Below are 20,114 nucleotides of genomic sequence, written 5' to 3' on the forward strand. Positions count from 1 at the left end.
TCATGTGCCGCGCTTATACGCCACCGCGCTCGTGCCACGCGAGAAACCTCCCCGTCTGCAGGCCGTACAGCAGGATATGCAGATAGGCTTCGCGTCTGGGCTCGGCGGCCTGCGCGTCGCGCGGCCAGGTATCCATCAGGCCCTGCAGCCGCGGCAGGTCGAGCACGCGGCGTGCCAGGGGAGAATCGTGCAGCGCGTGGAGTTGCTGCTGCAGGCTGGCGCGCTGCGCGCTGAGATGCGCGAACCAGTCGCCATGCTGCACGCCGACCTGGCGATTGGCGAAAATCTCCGCAGGTGCGCCGCGCGCGGTGAGCAGGCGGCGTGGCAGCGAGCGGCTGACGCCATCGCGCAGGAACTGATCCAGCGGCAGGCTGCCGAAGAACTCGATCACCCGCCGGTCGGCGAGTGGCATGCGCAGATCCACGCCGGACAGTGCGCGAAGCACCCCATAGGTCTCCATCGCCGCAGCGTCGCTCAAGAACCACTCGCGCCGCACCGCCAGGGAAGGATGGTTCGCGCCGAGACAAAGCCGGTAGCGCCGCATATCCAGAGTGCGGCGCAGATCCAGGTCTTGCGCCCACTGAGGATTCAACGCGGCGTTGCGCCTCCAGACGTCGACCGGCAGACGATGCCAGCGGCGCACGACCGCCATCGGCGCGAACGGGCGCAGCACATGGCGCTGCAGCGCCTTGCGAACGCTCAACCCTTCCGTGGCCGCCAGCGCCCGCGCTTGCACAAGCAACGTGCGCCACTGGCGTTGGCGCAGCAACTCCGGCAGCCGGGACAAGCCGTCGTAGCTGAAAAACGCGTTACCCAACTCTCCGCCGATCAGGACCCGACTGCCGCGCTCCTCCATGAAACGATAGAGCGGAAAGAACCACGCCATGTTCAGAGGGGAGCGCGTCGGCTGTCCGCCTTCCTGCAACCAACGCTCGGCGTCATGTTCGCCCCAGTCTTGGCCATCGTCGCCGATCGTGTGCCAGTCGATGCCCGGATGGCCTTCCGCCAGCAGGCGGGCACGCGGCGATTCGTCGTAGTAGTGGCGTGCGCTCGCCGCTGCGGTCGCCGTCTGCGGAGTACGCGTGAGCGCAAGCAACGGCGCTGCGGTGTGTTGTCGTGCGGCCGAGAGTGCCACCGACGTACTATCGAGGCCGCCGGTCAGGCACATGGCGACGGAACCAGGTGCGCGCAGGCAATCGGCGACGGCCAGGTCCAACACGGCGGCGGCAGCCGCTTCGACCTCCTCATCGTTGCGCAGCTGCAGCGTACCGGCCTGCGGCGGCGCCCACCATCGCTGCAGGTGCGCCCGTTCCGGCGTGATGCTGAGGGCATGCGCCATCGGGACTCGGTCGATGGATCGATAGATGGTGCGGGTCGCCCGCGTTCGATCCATCAACAGGCGATCGGCCAGCGCCTGCTCGTCAAGATCGGTGGGAATCTCCGGCAACGCCAACAGCGCCCGCAAGCGGGTGGCAAACGCGATCAGGTTCGAACCACGATGCACGAACAACGAGCGGATGCCCACGGGATCGCGGGCCAGCAACAGCCGGCGCTGATCGGGCCGATACAGGGCCAGCGCGTAGGACCCGTACACGCGCGGCAACGCCTCGACATCCCAGCGCTGCAGGGCCTCCAGCAACAAGGCGCCATCGGGCATGGAGGTGCTGCTGGGCTCCCCTAGCGCCGCCACCAGTTCGCGACGCGCAGCCAACACCACATCTGCGGCAAGGACCGCCCCGGACCCTCCCACCCATGGCATCGCTTCGAAGGCGTCCTCCGGTGTGAAGCCATGCTGGCGATGGACAATGGCGATGTCGCCGCCATGCCAGACACGCCCCGGCCCGATGCCGCGCGCCTCCAGCGCGCGATCGAGGTGCAGCAGATCCGCGGGGGAGACCGGAGCGCCGTCGAGACGCCAGAGACCCGCAAAATCGCTCACCTCGATCGCCTAAACCGGCTTAGGAGCCAGTGCCGGTCCCCGTGCCGTCGTTGCCGGAGAAAGTCTGGTTTGCGGTCTCATCGATGGCAAGAAACGACACCGTCGGTGTCGTCCATACCTTGCGCCCGTGCTGCGAGGAGACTTCGGACGGCACTGCCTGATCGTTCTCGTACATTGCGCACTCCCATTTTGCTAGTCTGTTTCGGCTCGCAAAAAACAAGCCGTTCGCGGTCACTGCACATCCCGTCAATGGCGTCAGTCCGACGCCCCTGACAGCGCACCGCATCGTGTTGCGCATGCGCCCGATCTGTTTGGCTTGCAGCCGCTGCCCGACGACGCTTTCGATTTCAGCACAACCCACACTGCATGCTGGCTGCTTACTCCATGGTCGCACGACCGATGCCGTTGCCGACACCATCGAATGGGCCGATCGGCCTGCCGCAGGCCGCCACGCGCAGTCTCCTGCTTGATGCGCATCATATCAAGGGATGATCCTGTCCCTCAGCCGTTGGCGCAGGTTGTTGGCCGTCCCGCGGGTCAGGCGGCTGTACCGCGCACTGCGCACCCGGGAGGGCCGGCTCTATGCCTGGTTGCACGTGACCTCGGTCGCGCCCGTGTTCCAGGATTACGGCACCACCGCCATGCATCGCTATCCCACCCTATTCGCCTTTGTCCAGGCCACACTGGGAGCGGCTGGAAACGTGCGGCTATTGTCGTTCGGCTGTGCCAGCGGCGAGGAAGTGCTCACGCTACGCAGCTACTTTCCGAACGCCACCATCACCGGGCTGGACATCCATCCCGGCCATATCTCGGCGTGCAACCTCCGGCTTCGGACGCAGCCGGACTCAAGTATTCAATTCCGCTTGGCGGGAAATACGGCCAGTGAGGCCGACGCCTCCTACGATGCGATCTTCTGCCTGGCTGTACTGAGACGGGGCGATCTGGCCTTCCATACCGGCCAACGCTGCGACCATTTGATTCGCTTCGAGGACGTGCAGGCGCAGTTGCTCGACTTCGCCCGCTGCCTGCGCCCTGGCGGCTTGCTGGTGCTGCGCCACGCCAACTTCCGCCTTCGTGATACGGCAGCCGCGCGCTGGTTCGACCCGGTCCTTCGCATTCCGACACCGGCGCAAGCGGATACCCCACTCTTCGGTCCGGACAATCTGCGCCTGCCCGTTCAGTCAGATGACGAAGTGGTGTTCCGGCGTCGCGAGCACCCACGCGACTGAGTCGCCGATGGCAGCCGATCCGGCGGTCATCCGCCTTCCAAGACGCATGTTTCCCGGTTAATGTTCCAGGCCCTCCCACGGATGGTTCGCCATGCCTATCGATCCGAATGCCCTGATCGCACAGGCTCCCGGTTGCCTGGCCGCGGAAATGGGCGAAGAACTGGTCGTCATGAACACCGAACGCGGGCTGTATTTCTCGCTTGACGCGGTGGGCAAGGACATCTGGACGCATCTCGCATCGCCCTGCACGTTCGTCGTGCTGTGCGATCGGCTGTGCGCCGACTACGCGACGACACGATCCAGGATCGAGACCGACGTCGCATCGCTGCTGGAAACGCTGCGCAGTGCCGGCACCATCGAGATCCGCGCCTGAACCGCATTCGCGAAAATCCGGCGGCGCGGGTCTTGCCGGAACCCCAGCACCACTACCTGCTGTGCGGCTGGCATGTGCGCAGCACCCTGGCCCTTCCGGAGTTGCCGCCCTGGCCGGCATCGGCTGCCGGGCGTCACGATGCGGATGTGGTGATCGAGGACGCGTCGCTCCCCAGCCGGCTCGATTCGGCCGACCCCACCGATACCTGGCTGAGCATCGGAACCGACGGCTCCGTGTTGCTGCAGATCCCAGACCTGGTCCGCATCCTCGTGCGCGGCGGACGCTCGATCCAGGTGCAGCGATTGCGCCAGGACGATGAGAGCTGGCGGCTGTTCCTGCTTGGCTCGGCGCTCGGCTACCTGTGCCTGCAACGCGGCCTGTTTCCGCTGCATGCGGCTTGCCTGCGGATCGGCAGCCGCACCGTGGCCATTGCCGGGCACAGTGGCGCCGGCAAGTCCACGCTGTCGGCCGCCCTCCTCAAGCGCGGCCACGGCTTGCTCAGTGACGATCTGGCCGTGATCCGCACCGAAGGCCGCATCGAGGTGCTACCGGCCTTTCCACGCCTGAAACTCTGGCGCGATACGCTCGATTCCCTGCAAATGCCCCACACCGGGCTTCCGCAGATACGTCCCGGGATGGACAAGTTCGACCTGCGCCCGCAATCCGGATTCGACCCGACCCCCGCGCCGCTGGATGCGATAGTGATCCTGAAGGAGGCACCGGAACTGAGGATGCAGCGGCATTCTCCCGGTGCCGCGCTGCCCCTGCTGCACAGTTACCTGACGCGGCCACAGGCCGCCCGGCGGCTCGGCCTGTGGCCGACGACCTTTGCCCAAGCCGCGGTCATCGCCCGCCAGGTGCCGGTCTGGCACCTGCTGCGCCCACTGCGTTTCGATGCGCTGGACGCCGGCATCGAATTGATCGAAGCCCACCTGGCGACATGAGCCGGCGCGGCATCATCTGGCTGGCGTCCTATCCGAAATCCGGCAATACCTGGATGCGCTGCCTGATCTCCAGCCTGCAGACCGGTGCCGCCGTGGTGGATCTGGATACGCTTGGCCGGAGCCTGCCGTATGCGGCCTCGCGCAGTTGGCTCGAGCAATGCGTCGACGTGGACAGCAGCGACCTCGTACCGGCCGAACTTCGTCTTCTGCGCAGCAGCGCCTATCGACAATGCGCAGCCCAGTCGCTGGAGCTGCTCAAAGTGCACGATCGCTACGACGCGACGCTGTTTCCAGCAGACGCGACGCTGGCAACGGTCTACATCGTGCGCGACCCACGGGATATCGCGCCTTCCTGGGCCGACCAGACGAACATGGACGTCGACGCCGCCATCCGCCAGATGTGCGACGCCGGCCTGACCGTGAGCCGTGGCGGCCCCTCGTTCCGCACCCAGACGCCGCAATGGTATGGGTCCTGGTCAGGGCACGTCGCCTCGTGGCTGCAGCGCGCTCCAGGGCCACGCCTGCTGCTGCGCTACGAAGATCTTCTGGCGCAGCCCATGCAGGAGACGACACGTCTTGCGGAATTTCTGGGTCTGCCCGCCGACCCATCGCATGTGGCACGCGCGGTCGCCGCCTGCCGCTTCGAGACACTACGCAGCGTAGAGGAACGTCACGGATTCGCCGAGCGTAGCCCTGAGCAGGCACGATTCTTTCGCCAAGGCCGCGCTGGCGCATGGCGGTCCGCGCTCACCACACAGCAGGTAGAGCGCCTGGTCGCCGACCACGGCGTGGTCATGGACTGGCTTGGCTATCGCTGAGGGCAGGACGCCAGGCCATATGCAAGGAGACACCGCCATCGGCAAATTTCTGGAAGCCGAGTCGATGGTAGAGGCCGACCGCAGGATTGCCTTTTTTCACCTCAAGCAGCACACGCCGCCGGTCGGTACGCGCCTGGTCCAGCACCGCGCCGATCAGGATCGTCCCGATTCCCTGGCTGCGGTAATCGGATGACAGCAGGATGTCCAGCACGCGGACATCGCCTTCATCCGTCGCCGCCAGATAGAGACGGCCAACCACGCTTTCCTGGTGTGCCAGCACCAGAAACAAGGCCTCTGGATGCAGCAGGGCGTAATGGCGGCGCTGTGCCTCGAACTGTTGATCGAGCAACGCGACCTTTGCCGTATCGTCCCACGGCAGCAGCGCGAACTCGGCCCAGCGCTCTTCCCGGAGCAAGGCCCGTAGCGCCGACATGTCCGCCGCGCACTCGGGGCGGACCGCCATGCCCAGCGCCGACAAGGGCGCCGGGCAGGCGAAGTGCAGCGACATCACGGCCTGGGCGGATAGATGCCATCCGTGGCGCAGATGCAGTAGCGCACCGTGGTGAACGGTTGACGGTTTTCGTGTGCCTGCACCGATGTCGAGGTGGCGGGGAAAGGCGTCAGCGTAGTGGGTGACATCTGGCCGACAGGCGTTCCCACGGCCGGCGCATACGCAAGATACGTCTGTCTCGGCGTGAGGGTCAGATTCAACAAGCGCGTCACGTAAGCGGCCGCGCTCGGTGTATTGACGAAGGCCGTCAGGGCGGTGGCCGGCCTGACGAATTGCGTGGAGATGGTGTGCGTGTGTGCCGGCAATTGCGACGAAGAAGTCAACGCAACGGTGTCGGCGCCCTGCAACTGGCCCATGGTGGTGTTGGTCAACCCCGGCCCCTGACCCTGGCCGGTGACTGCGCGACCGCGCAGATCCGGCAGGCCGAACGTATTCTGCTTGTCGCCCCCGTAGGCAAAGCCGATCACCCCGAACAGCGCCTGATACTGCTGGATGCTGACCGTCTGCCCCATGCATTCGAGCCAGCCATCGGGCGCGAAGTTGTAAGGGAACGCCCGCACTTCGCCGATAAAGCTATTGGACATGTCGAACTCCTTTGCGATGGCCGGTCACGGCCGCTGCGGGTAGAACCCGTTCAGGCAGATCAGATAGTTGAGCGTCTGCGTGGCCATGTGGTTGTCGTGGGGCTGATTGGCGCCGCTCACGCTCATCGCGGTCGGTGCCAATGGGAAGACAGAATCGGTGGTCCCCGCGGGCGGGATGAAATACGCCACTTCCGAGTTCTGGGGTGCGGCAAGCAGATTGCCCACGGGGGTCAGCGCAGACGCCGGTGCGGTCACTGCCTGCAGGGTGTGATTGTGCGCGGGCATTTCCGCCGTTTGCAGCGACACCGTCTCGGTACCGAACGTCTGACCCAATACACGCGCCGTCAGTTGCGGCGCTGGCGCGCGTGCCACGCCCTGCCCTTGCGAGACCGCGACACGGCCGCGCAGATCCGGCAGATTGAAGGTGACCCTGCCGTCGCCGCCGTAGGTGGTGCCGATGAGCGAATACAGCGCCATGTAGGTGTTGAGCTGCAGCTGGCGTCCGTCGCAGAACGCCCAGCCCTCGGGTTCGTAATTGCCGGCGAAAAGAATGATCTGACCGGTATAGGCATCCATGGTGTGGTTCCTTTGTGGCCCGCGTCAGGGGCGCTGCGGGTAGATGCCGACCGTGCAGATGCAGAAATTCAGCACCAGCGATGGCTGCATGTTGTTGTGGGCGGCACCGCCACCTTGCTGGCTCACGGAGTCAGCCGCCAGACCGACCAACGTGCCGGTTGGCGCGTACAGATTGTGCGGTGTCGGTGTCTGCGCGAGGAGTTCGTTCCCGTCCACTGCGCCAGTGGTGGCCGCCGTATTGGCCGCGTTGACCAGGTGGGTATGCGGCGGAATCTGCGCCGCGGTCAGCGCCACGCTCTCCAGGCCGCCATAGGTGCCGACCGTGTAGACCACCGTCGGCGTGGTGAGCGGATTGACGCCCTGGCCCACCGGCACGCGACCGCGCAGGTCCGGCAGATTGAACGTGGTCTTGCCGTCGCCGCCGTACTGGTTGCCGAGCAGCGAAGCCAGCGCGACGTTGCTGTTGATCGGCAACGAGCGGCCATCGCATGGCAACCATCCGGCGGGTGCCCAGTCGATCGGAAACAGGCGAATTTCACCAACAAATGCATCGGTCTCATTCATGGAACAGCTCCTCAACTATCGGCAAGATCAAGCGCATGTGTCAGAGACCTGGAGTGACTCAAGCCATCGCGGCAACCTCGCGCAAAACCCCTCCGCTACGCGCGTGAGCAAGCCGCGACACAGCAAATGCTGTGCTATTAATAGCGTGGGGTATGCGCAGCGCATCGGCGCTGGGCCGGCATGACAAACACGGCCGTCAGGCGGCTCAGAACGATGTGCATCGATTACGACTTCGCTCAGTTTTCCCCGCAATCCGCAGACGCGGATATGGCCCCTGGCGGCGAACGTAACATAGGCCACGGACGCGCTAAGGTGCGCGCGTTCACCACTTGCGATTCTCGTGCGACTGCGCGCTGACGTGCAGTGCACCGTAACGGTGGAGAACGCTTGTGCGGCGTGGTCGTCTGCGTTCGGCTACATCCTGTCGCTTTGGCGGCAACACGATGCTGCCGCTGCAAAATTGCAGGGGGTGGTATCGCCCCCCGATGCGTTTGCTTTCGAACGTTCGCTGGCACAGCATCGCATGGCATTGGCGTTGCCTGCTGCCGACACCCTGGCGGCCAGCGTTCCTGTCGCAGTGCGCGAAGTACTGCGGCGTCGGCAGCAACGCATGCTGCTGCAGTCCTTGCAGCAAACGGCCGCCATCCGCGAGATGGTGGCGGCGCTGCAGCAGGCGGGTATCCGCTGCTGCCTGCTCAAGGGATTGGGGTATGCGGCGCAGTTCGGCCAACTGCATCGCCGCGAAGCGTGCGATATCGATGTGCTGATCGAGCCACACGCCAGCCAACATGCGCTGTCCGCACTGAGCGCGTTGGGCTATGTGTTGCAAGCGGACGCCGCACTCGATCCAACGGAATATTGCCGCTACAACCATGCCCTGCCGCTGCGTCACCCTGAAACCGGCGTGGTGCTGGAACTGCATCTGCGGCTGGCCAATCACGAGCGCCAGTTTCCGCTCAGCCAACAGGTCTGGCGCGATCATCTCAGCACGGTCGTGTTGGGCGGCACGCAGGTGCCCACACTGTCGCCATCGGCGGCGGTGGTCTATGCCGCGTTCCATGGCACCAAACACCACTGGCATCGAGCTTTCTGGTTGGTGGACATGGCGCAGGCGCTGGGCAGCACGCAGCTGGACTGGGCAGAGGTGCTCGGGTTGGCACGCCAGCTTGGCGTGGAGAGACAGCTGGCACTGAGTGCGCTGTTGGCCGAAGCGAGTCTGGGAATCGCGTTGCCGGCGGCGCTACAACGGCAGACCACATTGCTGCGCAAGGCCCGACCGGCCGCCGCTGCGTTGCTGCCGTGCATGGATGCGCTCGGATCCGACCGCGGTGCGGATCTGGCGGTACGGCTGGGACTCTTCGCCTACATCAGGCACCTGCTGTCGCTGCAATCGACATGGCGTGGTCGCTTGCACGTCGTGCCGGCATTGCTTGTGCCCACCGACATGGATCGCCAGGCCATCGCGTTGCCCGGCGCATTGCATTGGGCCTACGTCGGTGTGCGCGTGGTCCGGTTGGTCAAACAGCATTTGCTCAAACGCCGGCACCTGCAGGGGTAGCGCGCCAGCTGGAACGACGGTTGTTCGGCTGGATGGACATCAAGCGCATGCAATCGCTCGGAAGCTGTTCGGAGTCTGCGCTGGACGCACATCCCCTAACCAGATCGATGTCGCCCACCCCTGCCATCCGACCTATTGACTACAGCTGTCGTCAGGCCTACGGTAGCGACAACTGTAGTCAGGGAGAGCGACATGCGTGGCAAGACCATCGGGGACCAGGAACTGGCCCTGTTGCAATACATCGAAGAACAGCGGCATGCCAGCGTGGGCGAAGTGGCTGCCGCGTTCGGTGAGCCACGTGGGCTCGCCCGCTCTACGGTGCTGACCATGATGGAGCGGCTGCGGGCCAAGGGCTTCCTGCGCCGCAAGCAGGTGGACGGCATGTACCGCTACAGCGCCACCGCCGGCCAGGACGATGTGGTGCGAGGCGCAGTGGGACAGTTTGTCGAGAAGACCCTTCAGGGCTCGGTGTCGCCGTTCGTGGCGTGGATGTCGCAGCGGGCCGAAGTCAGCGATACCGAACTGGCCGAACTCGAAGCATTGGTTGCCAAGCTGCAATCGCAGCGCAAGGAGGATTGAGTCATGTCGCCCCTGATCGAAGCGGTGTTATGGAAGCTTGGCGCCACCAGCGTGCAGACCGCGGTGCTGGTGTTGGTGGTATGGGCGCTGTGCCGCGGCGTGCGTCGCCTGCCGGCGGCCACGCAAACCTGGCTGTGGTGGTTGGTGGGTGTGCAGGCGGTGGTTGGCCTGGTGTGGAGCAGCCCGGTGCAGCTGCCGGTGCTACCGGCGCATAGCGTGGCCACTGCGCTGGGCTCGGCCGACAACCTGGCGCCGATGGCAAACGCCGCTGCCGCGGCGGCATCCACGGCCACGCACGCGCAGGCGATGCAGGTCGGCTCTTGGCCCACCTTTGCCGCGGCATTGCTGGCGCTGTGGGCGGCGGGCGTGCTGGTGCTGGCCGCCGGCACGGCGCGCGCCTACTTGCGCAGCCGTGCATTGGTGCGTGCGGCCGAGCCCTGCCATGACCAGGCCTTGGTGCAGGCATTGCAGATGGCCTCCGAAGCGCATGGCTTATCGCGCCCGCCGGCCCTGCGGCTGTCGGCGCAGATCGACTCGCCACAGTTGATCGGCCCCTGGCAACCGGTGTTGCTGTTGCCTGCCGCACGCCTGCCGCACATGGCCGATGACGATCTGGACATGGCGCTGACCCACGAGTTGATCCATCTACGCCGCGGCGATCTGTGGTGGGGTCTGCTGCCGGCCTTGGCGCAGCACCTGTTCTTCTTTCACCCGCTGGTGCATCTGGCCGCGCGCGAATATGCGATCGCCCGCGAAGCCGCCTGCGATGCCGCCGTGGTCGCAGGGCACCGCCATTGCCGCCATGAGTACGGCCGCTTGTTGCTGCAACTGGGTGTGGCGCCGCGTCCACGCGGTGGCGTGGCGAGTGCGTCGCCCTCGTTTGTGAGTTTGAAGCGCAGGTTGTCGATGTTGCAGGACACTCGCGCGTTTCCACGGCTGGCTGCGGCGATGATTTTGGCCACAGTAGCGGTCTGCGGTGTGCTGCCGCTGCGTCTGGTGGCCATGCCGGCACCGGTGACGTCTGCCGGCAGACAGCCGGGCGTGGTGACTGCCCCGGTCGCGCCACGCGCTGCACGCGCACAGGTCGGCAACGCTGCAGCTGCGGCAGCGCCGATGGGTGCGTTGCCTGCACCGGCGCTGCCGGCTGCGCCGGCAACAGCGGCGGCCCCTGCCACGCACGGCGTCATCGCCGATGTGTTGGGCGCCGAGCCGCTGCATGACGAGGATGCGAACCCGACGGACAGCGGCTGGAATCTGGACCTGGACCGCATCCGCGGCGATGCCACCCGTGACGCGCAAGCCGCCGTGCACGATGCGCTCGCTGCCAACAACCACGACCTTGAACTGCAGCAGGACCGGATGCAGGAAGCACAGGAAGCATTGCAGCAAGCACGCGAACAACTCGCCTCCCTGGGCCCGGAACTGGCGCAGGCCAAACAGGAGGCGCAACAGCAAGCACGCGAAGCCCAGCAACAGATTCGCGCAGTGGCGCAGCAGCATCGTCAGGCGCAATACGCGTATGCCGCTGCCGTGCGCCAAGCGGACGAGCTGTCGCGGCAGCAGGCCGAGATGGCCAACCAGGCCGCACGTCAGGGCCGTGCCGAGGCCGAACGCGGGCAACGGGAAGCGGCACAGGCGCAACGCGAGGCAGCGCAGGCGCACGCAGAGGCCGAAAAAGCGCAGGTAGAGGCAGACCAAGCGCAAGCAGAAGCAGAACGGGCGAAGAACAGCTAGGAGCCATTGACGAAACGACTGCGCTCACCGCCAGGTGGGTGCGGTCGGTACGCGGAGCCGGCATCGACGACGCGCTGGGTCGGGGACGACCCTCTTCTTGGCGTGCTAATTACGCCAGCTGTTGGTCACGGCTGACAGCTGCTCGCCCCCTCGTGCTGGCTGCTGCAGCGACTGAACCCAGGCCGTCAAGCGCCGCCGGTTCGCTGCAGACCGCACGTCACGGCAGCAATCGTCTCTGGTAGCCACGTAGCGGCAACGCGTGGCGTGCAGCGTCACACGACTTTCGGCCGTGCACGGCCGGCAGACGCGCGGTCGCTGTGAGCACTTCCTGAGGCCACGCATCTGTCGACGCAATGCGCTGGCATCGCATCAGTAAAGGCGACACCGGCATCACCACGGGCCGCCACGGCCCGGCATTTTCCGAATATCGACGCCTGCAGCGTCGGCAACACCGTGGCCGCGTGCTCGCTGTTTCCATCCGCCGATGCGCACTGCTCAGGCGGCACTCACCTCGCTGTGCCTTTCGTGGAGATCTCACATGATCCAGACCACTGTTCCATTGCTGTGCCTGCGTTCGGCGTTGCTGCTGGCCTTGGCCGCAGCAGCCGGCCCCACCGTGATCGCAACCGCCGCTGCGGCACCGGCGGCTGCCGTCGTACGAATGTCACCTGCTGCGCCTGCGCTGGTTGTACCTGCGATTTCGTCAATGACCCAGGTCGCACCCATCGCCCATGTCCTGCCCGTCGAGGACATTGCAACGGCTGCACCAGCAGCACCAGCACGTGATGTGACCGCTCTACGCACCGTGCAGGTTGTTTCTGCACTGCGCGCACCTGCGCACTCACCGATAGCGCCGGTCGCGCCGATAGCTGCTCTGGCAACTACCGCAGCAGGCTCAGCAGCGCCCGCGTCCAACGCAGCGCGTGCATTGCCTGCTGCGCCCGCCATTTCTCCAACAACGTCGATCGCACCTGCCGCACCCGCTGCTGCAGCGCCGGCACGGCCGCGCGCAAGCATGAAAAGATCCTGCGGCCATGCCACTGCAAGCACGCAGGGCGAAGGCGACGCCTACGTGCTGGTGCACGGCGATCGCGACGTGATGCACGGCACGCCCGACGATCTGCAGACGGCGCGACGCTACGCAGGCGATGGAAGACGCGTGTTGTGGTTTCGTGCCGATGGGAAGCAGTACCTGGTGCGCGATCCAACCTTGCTGCATCAGCTGGCTGCGGCGCATCTGCGCAGCCAGCAATTGGCCGCCGCTCAGGCCAGATTGGCCGCACGTCAGCAGGCCTTGAGCGAACGTCACGCCGCACTTGCCGCGCAGTTGTCTGCGCACGCCGAACCGCGCCTGCTGCAGGCATCGACACGCGCAGCGTCGGCTACTGCCTCCACACCAGCGCAGCAGCGTGCAACGCCCGACCCGCTGCAGGCGTTGGCGCAGCAGCAACAGGCATTGGCGCGGCAACAGACCGCATTGGCAAGCAAGCAGGCCGGTGCATCCCGGCTGGCCACGCAGCAGGCAGTGAAGGTGTTGCGCGAAGCACTGAGAAGCGGGCGTGCCAACCGCATTGCCGGTTAGCGCATTGCGTCGGGCATTTGACCGCGCATGCGCGCATGGCGGTGCGCTCGCCGATACTGTGCGCAGACACAGGCGGCGAGCAGGCGATGACGTACCGGGTGGTGGTGTTGGGCGGCTTCGGCCACTTCGGTGCGCGCATCGTGCGCTCGCTCGCGGCAACGACGCAGATCCATGTGCTGGCAGCGGGCCGACATCCGGGCGATGTGGCGACCACGTGGCCGGGAGTCGCCCCCGGGAGCATCTCCACCTGCCGCCTGGATATCGATGCAAGCGACTTCGCCGCGCGACTGGCGGCCACCGGCGCCGATGCGGTGGTGCACACCGCCGGGCCGTTCCAGGGACAGGATTATGCGGTGGCGCACTGTTGTCTGCAGGCCGGCATGCACTACATCGATCTGGCCGACGGCCGTGCGTTTGTTCGCGATTTTCCCGCTGCGATGGACGCTGCCGCACAGCAGGCGCAGCGGGTAGCGATCAGCGGTGCCAGCACCTTGCCGGCACTGTCCAGTGCGGTGATCGATGCGCTGTTGCCGCGCTTTTCGGCATTGCAGGAGATCGGCATTGTCATCGCCCCCGCACAGGGTACGCCGTTGGGCCTGGCCACCGTGCGTGCGGTGCTCTCGTACTGCGGCATACCTTTCAACTGGTGGCAGGCTGGCCGTTGGCAACAGGTGGTGGGTTGGACACAGCCCACGGGTGTGCACTTCGCGCAGCTCACCCCACGGTTGGCCTCGCCCTGCGACGTGCCCGATCACGACCTGTTGCCGCAGCGCTATCCCGGCGTGCAGACCGTGCAGTTTCGTGCCGCGCTGGAAGTGCCGTTCCTGCAGCGCTGCCTGGCTGTCATCGCCTGGCTGCGCCAACGTGGTGTGTCGTTGCCGATGCAGCGCCTGGCCGGTGTGTTCGTCAAAGCAGGGCGCTGGTTCGATCGCTTTGGGACCGACTTGGGCGGTATGCGCGTGGAGTTGCGCGGCGCCCGCCCTACCGCGGACGGGGCAAGCCAAGCGCTAGTGCTGCACTGGGACCTCACTGCAGCGATGCTGCATGGCCCGGAGATTCCCTGTTTCGCGGCCGTCTTGTTGATCCGCAAACTTGCCGCTGGCCAACCGGTGCCGATCGGTGCGCACGCCTGCATGGGGCTGCTCACGCTGGCAGAGTTCGAGCGTGAATTTGCTGCGTGGCAGATGAGCACCGAGGTGGCGGAAGTAGATGATGTGGGCGCTTGGTGCAAGCCGTAGGCCCGGCTTTATGCGCTCAGCATGTTGCTTCCACCGACAGGGTTAAAAAGGGTGAGATATGCATTGCCTCGATGTGCAGAACCAGCGGTGACGCTGTCAGCTCGATGCAATTGCGTACTTCCCCCAAGCCCTCTCCTAGGGGAGGGGGCTTAAACGGGCGCGTGTCTAGGTCACACAACCCGTAGCCGGCTGCACGCAATCTCACACCTCATACAGCGTGCGAAACGCGTACATGTCGTTGAACGTACAAAAATGGAAATGCGGCACCGTGATCGGCCCTGCCGCTGCCAACTGTGTGAGCCAGGTGCGCACTGACGTGCGATACGCAGCTTGCTCTGCACCATCGAGGGTGGCGCATAGGTAGGCCAGCGAGATATGAAACTGGAAGTTGGTGTAGTCGGGGCGATGCAAGCGTGTCAGTTGCATCAGCGCCTGGCGCGCGGCTTCCAGGCGCTGGGCGGTTTGCGTGTCGGCGGGCCGTAACGGAATCAGCAGATTGTCATTACTGCCGGTCTTTGCCGCGCTCGGGTTGACTAAAAAGCGGCAAGCACCCAGTGGTGGCGCAGCGCGCTCCTTCAATCGCGCCAGATAGTCAGCGTTGATGTCCGCCAATGCACGGTCGCGCGTCAGATCGCTCGGCCAGGGCCCACCCGCACGGTCGATCTCATTGACTCCGCCCAGCAAGGTCACGTGGTAGCTGCTCGGTGGCAACAGGGCGAATTTGTTGGCAAAGCGCTGTTCGGGGAACTCGCGGTAGATATTCAGCACGCGGTCGAAGCTGTCGTAGCCATCGCCCTGTTGTTCCAAATGACCCACGAAGGTATTGCCGGCAAACGGCATCGGTCGTCGCGAGCGCAGAAACTTGAGGCCCACATCCGGGGGCGGCGGCGTCATGGCCAGTGTGGGGATACCGGTGGCCAGCAGCGAGGTGCCGGCGGCAGCCATCAGGTGACGGCGGCTGATGCGTGTGTCCAGAAACGACGACATGGGAAAATCCTCAGAGTTTGACGTTGACGCCGAGCATCACGGTGGGTGCCATTTTCAGGCCGATTGCACGTATTCCTGGTGGCGGCCGATGCGGTATTCGTGGCCCTGGCCGGCCAGGTTGAGCACATCCAGGCTCACCGCCACTGCGGGCGAGCCGTCCCAGGCCAGTTTCAGATCGAGACGGTGCAGCGGTTGCTGGTAGCGGTTGCGATAAAACTCCTGCTGGTTGCTGTAGTTGGAGTAGCGGTCGTCCCACAGCTCGCCGGTACGGCTCCAGGCCAGGGTGCTGCCCTGCTGGTGGGTAAGGTTGGCGGTAGCGGGTCGGGTCGTCGGCCAGTGCCGGGCCCAGGGCCGTGAATGCCGGCAGGGTGCCGTTCCAATCGAAGCCGTAGGCCAGCCGGTTCTGCTGGAAGCGGTCACAGGTCTGCGGGTTGTCCACCGTGGCGCGCGAGGTGCTTGCCCGCAGCGCGCCGCGGCACTGGCCAGGCAGCTCGGCCAGCAATTGGCCGTTGATGCCGGACAGCCCGCGTTTCCAGTGCAGTTGCCCAACTCGACGAGCGGGTTGAGATTGTCCAGCGTGCCGCTTTGCGGGCCGCTGCGGGTCAGGCGCGCGCTGTTCTGCACCTGGGCGGCCTGGGTATTGCGGTCGGAGGATTCGCGCTGGTTGAACCTGTAGCCGGATACATGGCCGCTGAGCGGACCATCCGGCTGCCAATCCACGCGTGCGGTCACGCCGCTCCGTTCGTTGCTGGCGAACACAAAGCCGTCGATCAGCATGCTGTTGTCGTTGCCGTTGAGGCCGCGCACCGTCACATAGCGTGGTTCGCCCTGGTACTCGACCGTGCTCACGCCGGTGACCCGGCGCAGCGCATCGCCCACATCGAAGTCCGGCAATTGCCCGATGCTGTCGGCGGCGACCGGATCCACGATGGTGGGCGCCGCCTGCCTGGTGGCGATGGCACGCGTGTTCTGCGACTGGAACGAGTTGCGCATCTGCACCGCATCCAGGGTCGGTGCGTCGGCCTCGACCGGCGACTCGGCAGCGATGGCGTACGAAGGGAGCCAGCCGACAGAGGCCAGCCCCAGCGCAAGCGGATGATGTGGGCAAGACAGGGCAGCGCAATGGGGGTGGGAAGGGGAATGCAACAGGCGCATGGCACGATACCAACGTCGGTGGCCCGAACGTAGGGCCGCAGGCGGATTAAATTAAGCTGCTTAATTAAAACGATTATGACAACGCCGGACGTTTCTCCCTGCATGCCCCCTTTGTTCGCAAACGCAGCCATTCGTTCGCATTACCGCCGTCGTAGCGATGGGCAGGCCGCCGGTCCCAGCGAGCGCCTGCTGCTGGATTTGATCCGCAGTGCCGGGCAGTTCGAGCGTGCGGATCTGCCACGCGCCAGCGGGCTCAGCGTGCCCGGCATCAAGGGCATCGTCGACCCGCTGGTGGCGCACGGCTTGCTACAGCTGCGGCCCTCGTTGCGGCGTGGTCGCGGCCAACCGAGCGCGCAAGTGAGTCTGGTGCCGGGTTATGCATACAGCGTGGGGGTGTCGTTGATGGTCGATGGGTTTGCGGTGGTGCTGATCGACTTCGCCGGCCAGGTCCGTGGCATGCGCCAGCTCACGGCCTTCCCGTTGACGCTGGCGGTGGTGCGTGCACAACTGCCGGCCTTGGTGGAGGCTCTGCTAGGGGCGGCCGGCGTGGATCGGCAGCATGTGTTCGGCGTCGGCCTGAGCATGACCGGCCCGCGCATCGGCGATGGCACCCGGGTCAATCCGCCGTTGTCGCTTGCAGCGGAATGGATGCAGGTGGAGCTGGATCGGTTTGTCGCCGATTGCCTGCAGCTACCGGTGTGGATGGACAACGACGCCCATTGCGCCGCCCTGGCCGAGGCCGTGTACGGCATTGGCCGCCAATCGCCGGACCTGGTCTATCTGTCGATCTCCGACGGCTTTGCTGCCGGCGTGATTGCTGCCGGCAACGTGCGCCGCGGCGCGCACGGCAATGTGGGCGAACTGGGGCGCATCTCGGCCATCACCGGCATGGCGCGGCCAACGCTGGAAAGCCTGCGCCAGGCGCTGGCGGCTGATGGCCACGCGCTGCCGGACCTGCATACCATGCTGCAGCACTACGATGCGGGGTGGCCGCAGATCGACGCGTGGCTGGATGCAGTGGAGCCGACCGTGACGCTTGCGGTGGCGGCGATCATTGCGTTGATCGATCCGCGCGTGATCGTCTTCGGGGCGCGCCTGCCAACCGATCTTGCGCAACGGCTGATCGCCCGCATCGCCTTTGAACCTGCGCCTCGGCGTGGCGTTGCATTGCCGTATCCGACGCTGCAGGTCGGGCAGGTGACGGCTCATGCCACCGTGCTGGGCGCGGCCATGCTGCCGTTCAAGGAAACGCTGTTCTAGCGTGCGTCATGCGCGGCGATGTGCGCGCCAAGTGCTGTGCAACGCATCCAGACAAAGCATGCGCTGGACACCCGCACAACGCAGGCATCGTTTCGCATCCCGGCGGTACTTTTCGCCAAATTTGCGAATTGTCATATGCCACGCGGTTTACTGGCCGCCCGCCGCGTTTTCGAGGTCATCATGCGTATCGGTCCTCTGCAACCTTCTGTCGCGCACACTGCTGTGCCGGCACTACCGACGCACACCAGTGCGAACAGCCCGACGCAGGTGCCGCACATGCCGGGCGACACCCCGCCACTGCGAGAAAGGCCGCGTCGCCGCGTCGGCAGTGCACCTCCGCTCGTGCCGCTGAACGACAGCGCGATGACAGGCAAGCCGGCCTTGGTGGCGCTCGACAGCGAATTCTCCGAGCAGCGTCTGGCCGAAGTGCAGGCGCGTCAGATCACCGTGCAGACACTGCAAGGCAAGCTTGCCACGCATCTTGCGCAGGCCGGCACGGCGCTCAAATCCGACAGCATTGCGGCACGCTTCGCCGCCGGGACACTGGAGCCGGTGTATCTGGATACCGCCGCATTCACTGCCATGTCGCGCGGGCTGCCCGCACGCGCACGTGCGGCCGCAGGCCCCGTGCTGATCGATGCGCAACAAGGGCGCATCATCTTCAACCTGCAACGCGCGTTTGCGCCTGGCGACACCTTCAGCGACGCGGCGCTTGCCGCACTCGGCAAGCAGCTGGATCTTGCCGGCCACGGGCTCGCGACGCCGAACTGGCTGCAGCCTGCCGCACGTACGCCGACGCGGCGTAAACCCTTGGCGGTTCCGCAGTATCGGGGCCACCAGATCCCCGCCCAGGAAGGTGGCGCCGGGTTCTACAAGCCAGACGATCATCGTCTGCTTGAAGGCAAGACCAAGGAAATGCAGGAGCACCTCAAGACCATCGTGCACGCGAACTATCTGAGTGCCGACAGCACCAAGGCGATCGGCAAAGACGTCATGGTGCACCGTGGGTTGTACGACTTTCACCATGGCATTCCGGAAAATTCGCTTTCTGCGATCGATAACGCGTATGCGAAGGGCTACCGTACCGTGGAGCTGGATGTCGAGGTGAGCGCCGACGGCGTACCGATGCTGCTCCACGACTTCACGGTGGGGCGAACGCTGGATCAGCCCGATAATCGCCTGGTCGCCGACATGCCGTACGCCGAACTACGCGATCAACCCATCGTGATTCGTAATCCCGTGGACGGTAATTTCGTCAAGACCGATCAACGTCTGGCCAGCATCGATCAGGTGCTGCGCCATGTGAGCGGGACCAAACCTGGCATGTCGGTCGTGCTGGACTGCAAGGAGAACACGCCCGAAGACGTCGCCTTGATGCTGTTGAGTCAACCGCAGGTTCTTCCGTTCACGGCAATCAAGGTGTATTCGAGCGCCTACAAGGGCGGATTCGATCAACTGTTTGCCAATCTCTGCAAGCGTCTGCAGATCAACCCGCTGCATTCCAGCGACGAACCGCGGCGGCGCAAGCTCAGAAACGATCTCAGCAAGGTCAAGGTTGTGCCGATCCTGGACCAGTCCCACATCGAGAACCCGCAGATGCGCGCTGCCTTCCCCGGCGGCGACAGCGTCAGCGGCTTGGCCGATACCGCGACCGGCTGGATGCAAAGCTGGAACGGCATGCATCCGGTGATCGCAGAGGCCATGGTTGCTCACCCGGACAGCAACGCCGGCAAGGCCATGCAGGAAGCCCGCGCACGTCTGCGGCAGCCGGGCTCCGGCTACGAGGAGGCCGCGTTCAGTGCTGCCTACCGTTTCGAAGACTTTTCGGTGGCGAAGTCTGATGGAGGGCGGCAATACTTCACGTGGGGGATGTTCGGCGAGATCAATCCGGTGACCGAAGACGGATTCGAGCCGAAACGCGGCACCGCCGGGACATTTCGGGACCAGGGCGAGAGCGTGCTCACCGATGAGCCGAACGAAGAAGTGCTGGCATTGCGCGAAGACCGCACGTTGCCACGCGGACACACCGGCGTGGAGTTGAATGCTCCGCCCGGAACGACCATCGACACAAAGCGCGATGCGGCGATTGCAAACTTGCGTCGCCAGGAGTTCGCCGCGAGGAAGCGGACGCTGGACAAGCAGAGCGTCGATGCAGTGCGCGAGGGTGCGCGCCTGGATCGCGGTGCCGCTGCGCAGCTGACGCCGGAAGCACGCGCGGCCATCGACACGCGTGCGGAATCGCTCGGCATGCTCACCGAGCGCTATCGCGGTGCGCCCGTGAGTCATTACCTCAACGAGCATGACAAGGATGCCAAGCCGGAGGAATGATGGCGGCGCAATGATGCGTTGCTGGCACGTGCGGTCCCGTCGCTGGCTTCGCCCGGGCGGCAGACCGGATACAAAAGGCAGCCGTGGCGGCGGAGAAGGGTGCGTCACCGACAGCTGCAAGTGCGACGCTTTCTCTTGGGCGCCCGTCCAGCAAC

Annotated in this window: 18 protein-coding genes and 1 pseudogene; 11 read left to right on the forward strand and 8 right to left on the reverse strand. The window is 65.4% G+C overall.

Going from position 1 to position 20,114, the window contains the following annotated elements:
• Positions 1-13: 13 nt before the first annotated feature.
• Together XpruCFBP8353_RS17040 and XpruCFBP8353_RS23990 are read right to left on the reverse strand one after the other, a co-directional pair.
• Positions 14-1,939, reverse strand: coding sequence for an asparagine synthase-related protein (locus XpruCFBP8353_RS17040; RefSeq protein WP_101364268.1), 1,926 nt, complete (start codon positions 1,937-1,939; stop codon positions 14-16).
• Between the two features lie 19 nt (positions 1,940-1,958).
• Positions 1,959-2,114 carry a hypothetical protein gene (locus XpruCFBP8353_RS23990; RefSeq protein ID WP_165786178.1) on the reverse strand — a complete coding sequence of 52 codons (156 nt, stop codon included), beginning with the start codon at positions 2,112-2,114 and terminating at the stop codon, positions 1,959-1,961.
• Positions 2,115-2,427: 313 nt separating this feature from the next.
• Here XpruCFBP8353_RS23990 and XpruCFBP8353_RS17045 point away from each other — a divergent pair, with 313 nt between their 5' ends.
• From XpruCFBP8353_RS17045 to XpruCFBP8353_RS17060, 4 genes are all read left to right on the forward strand, one after another.
• Entirely contained in the window at positions 2,428-3,168 is a 741-nt protein-coding gene (locus tag XpruCFBP8353_RS17045) for a class I SAM-dependent methyltransferase (protein WP_101364269.1), read from the forward strand.
• A gap of 91 nt (positions 3,169-3,259) precedes the next feature.
• Positions 3,260-3,541, forward strand: coding sequence for a PqqD family protein (locus tag XpruCFBP8353_RS17050; RefSeq protein ID WP_104611615.1), 282 nt, complete (start codon positions 3,260-3,262; stop codon positions 3,539-3,541).
• Between the two features lie 74 nt (positions 3,542-3,615).
• A complete protein-coding gene (locus XpruCFBP8353_RS17055) occupies positions 3,616-4,485 on the forward strand; it encodes a phosphoenolpyruvate carboxykinase (ATP) (RefSeq protein ID WP_243391147.1) in 870 nt (289 codons plus the stop codon).
• Positions 4,482-5,303, forward strand: coding sequence for a sulfotransferase domain-containing protein (locus tag XpruCFBP8353_RS17060; RefSeq protein WP_101364271.1), 822 nt, complete (start codon positions 4,482-4,484; stop codon positions 5,301-5,303). Before XpruCFBP8353_RS17055 ends, XpruCFBP8353_RS17060 begins: the two co-directional genes overlap by 4 nt.
• Here the strand turns inward: XpruCFBP8353_RS17060 and XpruCFBP8353_RS17065 are convergent.
• From XpruCFBP8353_RS17065 to XpruCFBP8353_RS17080, 4 genes are read right to left on the reverse strand one after another with little or no spacing between them, the layout of a single operon-like run.
• Entirely contained in the window at positions 5,278-5,811 is a 534-nt protein-coding gene (locus XpruCFBP8353_RS17065; RefSeq protein ID WP_243391148.1) for a GNAT family N-acetyltransferase, read from the reverse strand. The two genes, XpruCFBP8353_RS17060 and XpruCFBP8353_RS17065, sit on opposite strands and share 26 nt — an antisense overlap.
• Positions 5,811-6,398 carry a phage tail protein gene (locus XpruCFBP8353_RS17070; RefSeq protein WP_101364272.1) on the reverse strand — a complete coding sequence of 196 codons (588 nt, stop codon included), beginning with the start codon at positions 6,396-6,398 and terminating at the stop codon, positions 5,811-5,813. Before XpruCFBP8353_RS17070 ends, XpruCFBP8353_RS17065 begins: the two co-directional genes overlap by 1 nt.
• Positions 6,399-6,422: 24 nt before the next feature.
• Positions 6,423-6,974: a phage tail protein gene (locus XpruCFBP8353_RS17075; RefSeq protein WP_101364273.1), complete on the reverse strand. Its 552-nt coding sequence runs from the start codon at positions 6,972-6,974 to the stop codon at positions 6,423-6,425.
• A 24-nt stretch (positions 6,975-6,998) separates the two neighbouring features.
• Positions 6,999-7,538: a phage tail protein gene (locus tag XpruCFBP8353_RS17080; protein WP_101364274.1), complete on the reverse strand. Its 540-nt coding sequence runs from the start codon at positions 7,536-7,538 to the stop codon at positions 6,999-7,001.
• 376 nt (positions 7,539-7,914) lie between these two features.
• Here XpruCFBP8353_RS17080 and XpruCFBP8353_RS17085 point away from each other — a divergent pair, with 376 nt between their 5' ends.
• The 5 genes from XpruCFBP8353_RS17085 (at position 7,915) to XpruCFBP8353_RS17110 (ending at position 14,229) form a co-directional block, all read left to right on the forward strand.
• Positions 7,915-9,096: a nucleotidyltransferase domain-containing protein gene (locus XpruCFBP8353_RS17085; protein ID WP_243391149.1), complete on the forward strand. Its 1,182-nt coding sequence runs from the start codon at positions 7,915-7,917 to the stop codon at positions 9,094-9,096.
• Positions 9,097-9,288: 192 nt separating this feature from the next.
• Positions 9,289-9,675: a BlaI/MecI/CopY family transcriptional regulator gene (locus tag XpruCFBP8353_RS17090; protein WP_010375367.1), complete on the forward strand. Its 387-nt coding sequence runs from the start codon at positions 9,289-9,291 to the stop codon at positions 9,673-9,675.
• 3 nt (positions 9,676-9,678) lie between these two features.
• On the forward strand, positions 9,679-11,409 hold the full coding sequence (locus XpruCFBP8353_RS17095; RefSeq protein WP_101364276.1) for a M56 family metallopeptidase: 1,731 nt from the start codon (positions 9,679-9,681) through the stop codon (positions 11,407-11,409).
• A 1,015-nt stretch (positions 11,410-12,424) separates the two neighbouring features.
• Positions 12,425-12,991 carry a hypothetical protein gene (locus XpruCFBP8353_RS17105; RefSeq protein ID WP_101364278.1) on the forward strand — a complete coding sequence of 189 codons (567 nt, stop codon included), beginning with the start codon at positions 12,425-12,427 and terminating at the stop codon, positions 12,989-12,991.
• A gap of 35 nt (positions 12,992-13,026) precedes the next feature.
• A complete protein-coding gene (locus tag XpruCFBP8353_RS17110; RefSeq protein WP_162301096.1) occupies positions 13,027-14,229 on the forward strand; it encodes a saccharopine dehydrogenase NADP-binding domain-containing protein in 1,203 nt (400 codons plus the stop codon).
• 201 nt (positions 14,230-14,430) lie between these two features.
• Here the strand turns inward: XpruCFBP8353_RS17110 and XpruCFBP8353_RS17115 are convergent, their stop codons facing one another.
• Both XpruCFBP8353_RS17115 and XpruCFBP8353_RS17120 read right to left on the reverse strand, forming a co-directional pair.
• Positions 14,431-15,216, reverse strand: coding sequence for a DUF1868 domain-containing protein (locus XpruCFBP8353_RS17115; RefSeq protein ID WP_101364279.1), 786 nt, complete (start codon positions 15,214-15,216; stop codon positions 14,431-14,433).
• A gap of 10 nt (positions 15,217-15,226) precedes the next feature.
• Positions 15,227-16,371, reverse strand: a pseudogene (locus XpruCFBP8353_RS17120) (TonB-dependent receptor plug domain-containing protein).
• A gap of 102 nt (positions 16,372-16,473) precedes the next feature.
• Here XpruCFBP8353_RS17120 and XpruCFBP8353_RS17125 point away from each other — a divergent pair.
• Positions 16,474-17,631, forward strand: a complete 1,158-nt coding sequence (locus XpruCFBP8353_RS17125; RefSeq protein ID WP_101364280.1) for an ROK family protein — start codon at positions 16,474-16,476, stop codon at positions 17,629-17,631.
• A gap of 135 nt (positions 17,632-17,766) precedes the next feature.
• On the forward strand, positions 17,767-19,959 hold the full coding sequence (gene avrBs2 / locus XpruCFBP8353_RS17130; protein ID WP_101364351.1) for a type III secretion system effector avirulence protein AvrBs2: 2,193 nt from the start codon (positions 17,767-17,769) through the stop codon (positions 19,957-19,959).
• Positions 19,960-20,114: the final 155 nt, after the last annotated feature.

The organism is Xanthomonas prunicola, from assembly GCF_002846205.1.
GTDB classification, from domain to species: Bacteria; Pseudomonadota; Gammaproteobacteria; order Xanthomonadales; family Xanthomonadaceae; genus Xanthomonas; species Xanthomonas prunicola.

Bases quoted from the DNA above. Each gene is read 5' to 3' on its own strand.
- XpruCFBP8353_RS23990 (WP_165786178.1), bottom strand. From the start codon at position 2,114: ATGTACGAGAACGATCAGGCAGTGCCGTCCGAAGTCTCCTCGCAGCAC.
- XpruCFBP8353_RS17045 (WP_101364269.1), top strand. From the start codon at position 2,428: ATGATCCTGTCCCTCAGCCGTTGGCGCAGGTTGTTGGCCGTCCCGCGG.
- XpruCFBP8353_RS17050 (WP_104611615.1), top strand. From the start codon at position 3,260: ATGCCTATCGATCCGAATGCCCTGATCGCACAGGCTCCCGGTTGCCTG.
- XpruCFBP8353_RS17060 (WP_101364271.1), top strand. From the start codon at position 4,482: ATGAGCCGGCGCGGCATCATCTGGCTGGCGTCCTATCCGAAATCCGGC.
- XpruCFBP8353_RS17065 (WP_243391148.1), bottom strand. From the start codon at position 5,811: ATGTCGCTGCACTTCGCCTGCCCGGCGCCCTTGTCGGCGCTGGGCATG.
- XpruCFBP8353_RS17070 (WP_101364272.1), bottom strand. From the start codon at position 6,398: ATGTCCAATAGCTTTATCGGCGAAGTGCGGGCGTTCCCTTACAACTTC.
- XpruCFBP8353_RS17075 (WP_101364273.1), bottom strand. From the start codon at position 6,974: ATGGATGCCTATACCGGTCAGATCATTCTTTTCGCCGGCAATTACGAA.
- XpruCFBP8353_RS17080 (WP_101364274.1), bottom strand. From the start codon at position 7,538: ATGAATGAGACCGATGCATTTGTTGGTGAAATTCGCCTGTTTCCGATC.
- XpruCFBP8353_RS17090 (WP_010375367.1), top strand. From the start codon at position 9,289: ATGCGTGGCAAGACCATCGGGGACCAGGAACTGGCCCTGTTGCAATAC.
- XpruCFBP8353_RS17095 (WP_101364276.1), top strand. From the start codon at position 9,679: ATGTCGCCCCTGATCGAAGCGGTGTTATGGAAGCTTGGCGCCACCAGC.
- XpruCFBP8353_RS17105 (WP_101364278.1), top strand. From the start codon at position 12,425: ATGAAAAGATCCTGCGGCCATGCCACTGCAAGCACGCAGGGCGAAGGC.
- XpruCFBP8353_RS17110 (WP_162301096.1), top strand. From the start codon at position 13,027: ATGGCGGTGCGCTCGCCGATACTGTGCGCAGACACAGGCGGCGAGCAG.
- XpruCFBP8353_RS17115 (WP_101364279.1), bottom strand. From the start codon at position 15,216: ATGTCGTCGTTTCTGGACACACGCATCAGCCGCCGTCACCTGATGGCT.
- XpruCFBP8353_RS17125 (WP_101364280.1), top strand. From the start codon at position 16,474: ATGCCCCCTTTGTTCGCAAACGCAGCCATTCGTTCGCATTACCGCCGT.
- avrBs2 (WP_101364351.1), top strand. From the start codon at position 17,767: ATGCCACGCGGTTTACTGGCCGCCCGCCGCGTTTTCGAGGTCATCATG.